A 5869-nucleotide genomic window follows, 5' to 3' on the forward strand; every position below is an offset into this window, starting at 1 on the left:
ACCTACAGCATTCAAGAAGGCTTGGATGCCATCCGCGACGTGGTGTATCACATCGAGACCTATGATGTGACCACTATCCGAGCATCAACGCCTATGTATCTGATGTCACGTAAAATCCGTGCGATGGGGATTAAAATGGTGCTCTCAGGAGAAGGCGCCGATGAGGTGTTTGGCGGCTACTTATATTTCCACAAAGCGCCTAACGCTCAAGAATTCCACGAGGAAACCGTTCGCAAGCTGCTTGCGCTCAACATGTTTGATTGCGCCCGCGCAAACAAATCGATGGCCGCCTGGGGCGTTGAAGCGCGTGTGCCCTTCTTGGATAAAGAGTTTTTGGAAGTGGCGATGCAAATCAAGCCAGACGATAAAATGTGCGGTGACGGCAAAATGGAAAAACACATTATTCGTGAGTGCTTCGGGGATCTGTTACCAGAGTCGGTGGCATGGCGTCAAAAAGAGCAGTTTAGCGATGGGGTCGGTTACGGCTGGATTGACACCTTAAAAGCCATTGCCGATGAAAAAGTCAGCGATCAACAGTTAGCAACCGCCGCGTTCCGTTTCCCATACAACACGCCGACGACCAAAGAAGCGTATATGTATCGTGAAATTTTCGCCGAACTCTTCCCTCTGGAAGATGCCGCGAAGTGTGTTCCTGGTGGCCCGTCGATCGCCTGCTCCAGTGCCAAAGCGATTGAGTGGGATGAATCGTTCAAAAACCAAGCTGATCCATCAGGTCGTGCGGTCCGCAACGTACACGAAAAAGCGTATCAATAAGCCCCCTCACGACCAATAATAAAAAACCGCCAACAGCAATTGGCGGTTTTTTTATCGTTTAGGGCAATGCGATTAACGTTCCCAGTAAGCCTCTTCCAAGCTATCTTCGCGCTCCGGCAAGCCACGTGACAAGCGCGGAGAGTGCTGCGCCAGCACCTCATAGCTAACACGGTTAGCGTATTTGCACACCTGAGAAAACGAAGAGTAAGTCAAAAATGGGTACTGATGTTTGCTCGAATTAGGCACGTTATCGCGGTGGTAACGATTCGCTGACATATCGTGCAGCAAGGCAGACAGTGCACCGTCACCCGCACCATTGGTGTTTTTGATCCGTTCTGGTCCACCCATGTATGGCGCAATGTGCGAGTAAATTTTGATCGGATTTTCGCAATCGGCTTTGATCATTGGGCGGCTGAACTCATACATATTGAACTCAGGAATCGCACCAGGTAGCAGCGGTAGCGACGTTTCACGTTTGGCTTTGTCTTCACTGTAGCCGGCCATGTATAGGCCAATCGGGCCGGCGGTGCAAAGCACCATGTCCACCCATTGTAAGGCGGCGTCGGCCGCGAGCAGAGGGTCACTTTCACCCGTGAGCGCTTCGCCCTCATCTTCGTTCATCGCCACCACACTGACGTGTTCAGCCAGAAAATCACGCCACCATTGTGGATTTTGCTCAATCACATACTTGGTACCCAGCGTCATCACCACGGGTACGTTATGCTTTTTGGCATACTCGATGGCACGCATGGTCGCATCCGGCATCGGATCACCGTCTTTGCAGCGAACCAAATAAGCGGTCAAAACCAAGGCTGACGCATGCTCAAAGATATGCTCCGGAATCGACTCAGGACGCAGCTGGTTCATCAAGCCTTCGTTGATAGCAAAGGTACGCTCACCGCAATCGCCAATCAGCGCGTAACAACGGCCAATCGGGCCTTGGACAGGTTGCAGATAGTTGAGATCCATGCGGCTGGATGTGTTGCATAAATAGCGATAAGAGTAGCTACCAATGCGAATATCCTGACTCATCACGCCAAGCAGAATTGATTGGTCGTCCGCTAAAGCGGAGTAGTTGTGCAAGGTATTGCCAATGGTGCCGCCCGCAAATTCATGCGTCACCAAGTTATTGTCTTTGAGCTCTTGATACAAGGCTTCAGCGCGTTCATCGTCAATCACTAACGAGTGGCCTTTGCTCAAACCATAGCGCTCCAGGAAGTCATCACTCACTTTTGCTTCTATATCCACCAAGGTTTGGTCAATGCCAATCACATGAGGGCGTTTAAAGCCACGCTCACTGGCAGGGTTAAGCAAAGGATCCCGGGCATGAACCGGAAAGTAGTGTTTAGACTTACGTTGTCCTGGAAATTTCATGGTTCGTGTAACTAGCTAATGGAAGGGAGGCGCGAATTCTACCACAGAATTTGCGCCTGCATAGCGTTGGAGAAACGAATTTTATCTGTCTACCACCCTTGGGTATGCTCTGCCACCAGCGTCGCCATTAACTCAATATGCGCCTCATCGTCGTTTAAGCATGGGATAAAACGGAAGGCTTCGCCACCCGCTTCTAAAAAGATATCCCGACACTCACCGGCAATTTCTTCCAAGGTTTCCAAGCAGTCAGAGGAAAAGGCTGGCGTCATGATATCCAGGGTTTTAACCCCTTTCGCGGGCAGCGCTTCCAAGGTTTTATCCGTGTAAGGCTTAAGCCATTCTTCACGCCCAAAGCGCGATTGGTAGCTCATCATGATCGCTTGATCGAGGAGCCCGAGTTCCGCCTGCAACAATGCTGTGGTTTGTTCACAGTGTTGCGGGTACGGATCGCCGTTATCGGCAAAGCGTTGCGGGATCCCATGGTATGAACACAGTAAGAGATCGCCCTTGCCGTGTTTATCCCAGTGACGTCTCACGGAGTCTGCCAATGCGGATTGATACGCTGGATGATCGTGATAGTGATGCACAAAGCGAAGCTCAGGCAGCAAGGGGCGTCCTTTGAGGGATTTGGCAACTTTATCAAATACCGCGGCGGTGGTGGTCGCAGAGTATTGCGGATACAAGGGCAAAACCATGACCTTTTCGCAGCCTTGTTGCTGCAGTTTCTCTATACCATCCGTAATCGACGGGGAACCATAGGTCATGCCTAGGGCAACGGGTAATCCCGACTTGTTGGCTAAGGCATCACGTTGGCGTGTGGCGTATACCATCAGCGGTGAGCCCTCGTCCATCCAAACACTTTGGTAGAGCTTCGCCACCTTGGGAGAGCGTACCGGGAGAATCACACCATGCAGCAGTGGGCACCACAACCAACGCGTTAAATCGACCACCCGATGATCATGCAGAAATTCAGATAAAAAGCGCTTTACAGAAGAAGAAGTAGGCGCATCTGGGGTTCCCAGGTTGACCAGAAGTACGCCAACTTGGTTATGCTTTTCGGTCATGTTTGTTGTCCTTGGCTTTGGCTCGGCCACGAGCCCAGTATTTTTGTTGTACCTTTCCAATTTAACGTATCTGATTAAATTGTTTGGAGAATGACGCATAGCTTGCCACAAAAAAACCGGAGCGACTAATCGTCAGCTCCGGTTTCTACTATCAGCAATACCGATGACAACCTGTGTCAGCACGTAAACGCGCGACACCTTAAGCCGGTTTAGCCGAGTACCTTTTGGATCTCTACGCTCACCTGCTCCACAGCTTGTGTACCATCGAAGGTCACAAACTGGGTGTTGCCAGCATCCGCTTCTTTTTTGTAGTAAGCAATCAGAGGTGCGGTTTGGTTATGATACACATTCAACCGTGCGCGCACTGTCTCTTCTTTATCGTCATCACGTACCACTAGCTCCTCGCCAGTCACGTCGTCTTTTCCTTCCACTTTCGGTGGGTTGTAAACAACGTGATAAGTACGGCCTGAAGCAAGGTGAGCACGGCGACCACTCATACGCTCAACAATTACGTCATCCGGAACGTCGAATTCGAGTACGTAATCGATCGCAACACCGATCTCTTTCAGTCCATCAGCTTGAGGAATGGTGCGTGGGAACCCATCTAGCAAGAAGCCGTTGGCACAATCATCTTGCGAGATACGCTCTTTAACCAAGCCAAGAATGATGTCATCAGACACCAATTCGCCAGCATCAATAACCGCTTTGGCTTTTAAACCAAGCTCAGTGCCCGCTTTAATCGCGGCGCGCAGCATGTCACCCGTAGAAATCTGCGGAATCCCGTATTTTTCCATGATGAACTGCGCTTGCGTCCCTTTACCCGCGCCCGGTGCACCCAACAGAATGATGCGCATAGTGATCCCCTTTATGATTATTTAGGTTTCGTTAAACTGCGTCTATATTCGCAAAGACACGAAACATACACGCTTAACTAAACGCTATCAAGCCCGGCAATCCGGCCGGGCTTGTTCGATAGTCATTCAGTATGTGGTCTCGACAATCGCCTGTCGATTATACCTTAGTCAGAAGCTGGTTGACCGAGGCCAAGAAGTCTGACGGATCGTCCATGCTGCCTTTCTCTGCCAGCATCGCTTGACCCAGCAGCATTTCTACCCAGGTACCGAATTTTTGCTCATCGCTCTCATCCGCCATGCGCTTAACCAGATCGTGCTCTGGGTTCAGTTCAAAGATGTACTTCACATCAGGCGCTTGCTGACCTGCCGCCTCCAGAAGCTTCGCCATTTGCGTGCCCATCTCAAACTGATCGGTCACTACCACCGCCGGTGTGCCAGAGAGCTTAAAGGTGGTACGCACATCTTTAACACGCTCACCTAGGTGCGATTTTACGCGCTCAATCACAGACGCAAAGGCTTTTTCGGTTTCTTCACGCTCTGCTTTTGCTTCTTCATCATCGAATTGGCTCAGATCGAGGTCTGCCTTGGTGATTGCCTGGAACGACTTACCATCAAACTCGGTCAGGTAGCTCATCAACCACTCATCGATGCGGTCATACATCAAGATAACTTCGATGCCTTTGGCTTTAAACTGCTCCAAGTGCGGGCTGTGCTTGGCCGCATTGTAGCTATCCGCGGTGATATAGTAGATCTTGTCTTGCTCTTCTTTCATGCGCGACACGTAGTCGGCCAAGGAGACGGTCTGCTCAGCGCTGTCTTCATGCGTTGAGGCAAATCGCAGCAAGCCAGCAATTTTTTCTTTATTGCTAAAATCTTCCGCCGGCCCTTCTTTCATTACCAAGCCAAATTCACGCCAAAATGTCTGATATTTTTCAGCATCGTTTTTAGCCAGCTTTTCTAGCATCGACAACACACGCTTGGTACATGCACCACGCAGTGACTGCGTGATCTTGTTGTCTTGCAGGATTTCACGCGAGACGTTAAGCGGTAAATCGTTAGAGTCAATCAAACCACGGACAAAGCGCAAGTAGCTTGGCATGAACTGTGACGCATCATCCATGATAAAGACGCGTTGTACATAGAGTTTCAGTCCATGTTTGTGCTCGCGGTTGTAAAGGTCCCATGGGGCTTTTGACGGGATATACAGCAAGCTGGTGTAGTCGTTTTTACCTTCAACGCGGTTGTGGCTCCAGGTCAGCGGTTCGGCGAAGTCATGGGACACATGCTTATAGAACTCTTTGTATTCGTCTGCCGAGATATCTGACTTAGCGCGGGTCCAAAGCGCTTGCGCTTTGTTGACTTGTTCCCACTTACCTGCACCCGTCTCGTTACCTTCCTCGTCTTTCTCTTGCGTCCACATTTCTACCGGAATACCGATATGGTCGGAGTATTTACCGATCACCTCACGGAGACGCCAATCATTGAGGAATTCTTTCTCGTCGTCTTTAAGATGCAGCGTAATTTCAGTGCCACGCTCTGCTTTACTGATAGGCTCTAGGGTATACTCACCTTCACCGGTTGACTCCCACTGCACTGCCTCGTCGGCCGCAAGACCCGCCGCGCGAGTGCGCACGGTTACCTTGTCAGCCACAATAAAGGCAGAGTAAAAACCAACCCCGAATTGGCCAATCAGGTTCGAGTCTTTGCTTTGATCTTCGTTAAGCTGTTTAAGAAACTCTTCCGTGCCAGATTTGGCAATGGTCCCGAGGTTAGCGATGACGTCATCACGGCTCATACCAATAC

At 50.4% G+C, this 5869-nt stretch carries 5 protein-coding genes; 1 reads left to right on the forward strand and 4 read right to left on the reverse strand.

From position 1 onward, the window contains the following. On the forward strand, window positions 1–774 hold a 774-nt coding region (locus tag BZG14_RS14450; protein WP_241824685.1), incomplete at its 5' end, for an asparagine synthase-related protein. Between the two features lie 72 nt (window positions 775–846). On the opposite strand, the gene BZG14_RS14455 is transcribed toward BZG14_RS14450, so the two are convergent. From BZG14_RS14455 to htpG, 4 genes are all read right to left on the reverse strand, one after another. Further along, window positions 847–2148, reverse strand: coding sequence for an inosine/guanosine kinase (locus tag BZG14_RS14455; protein WP_069361394.1), 1302 nt, complete (start codon window positions 2146–2148; stop codon window positions 847–849). Between the two features lie 89 nt (window positions 2149–2237). Further along, the gene (gene hemH, locus BZG14_RS14460; protein WP_077609058.1) at window positions 2238–3212 is read right to left on the reverse strand and encodes a ferrochelatase; all 975 of its coding nucleotides are present in this window, start codon (window positions 3210–3212) and stop codon (window positions 2238–2240) included. 209 nt (window positions 3213–3421) lie between these two features. After that, window positions 3422–4066 (reverse strand): adenylate kinase, encoded by a 645-nt coding sequence (gene adk, locus BZG14_RS14465; protein ID WP_069361392.1) that lies wholly within the window; start codon window positions 4064–4066, stop codon window positions 3422–3424. Between the two features lie 157 nt (window positions 4067–4223). After that, on the reverse strand, window positions 4224–5869 hold a 1646-nt coding region (gene htpG, locus BZG14_RS14470), incomplete at its 5' end, for a molecular chaperone HtpG (protein WP_077609059.1).

This window comes from Salinivibrio sp. IB282 (assembly GCF_001995685.1).
GTDB lineage: Bacteria > Pseudomonadota > Gammaproteobacteria > Enterobacterales > Vibrionaceae > Salinivibrio > Salinivibrio kushneri.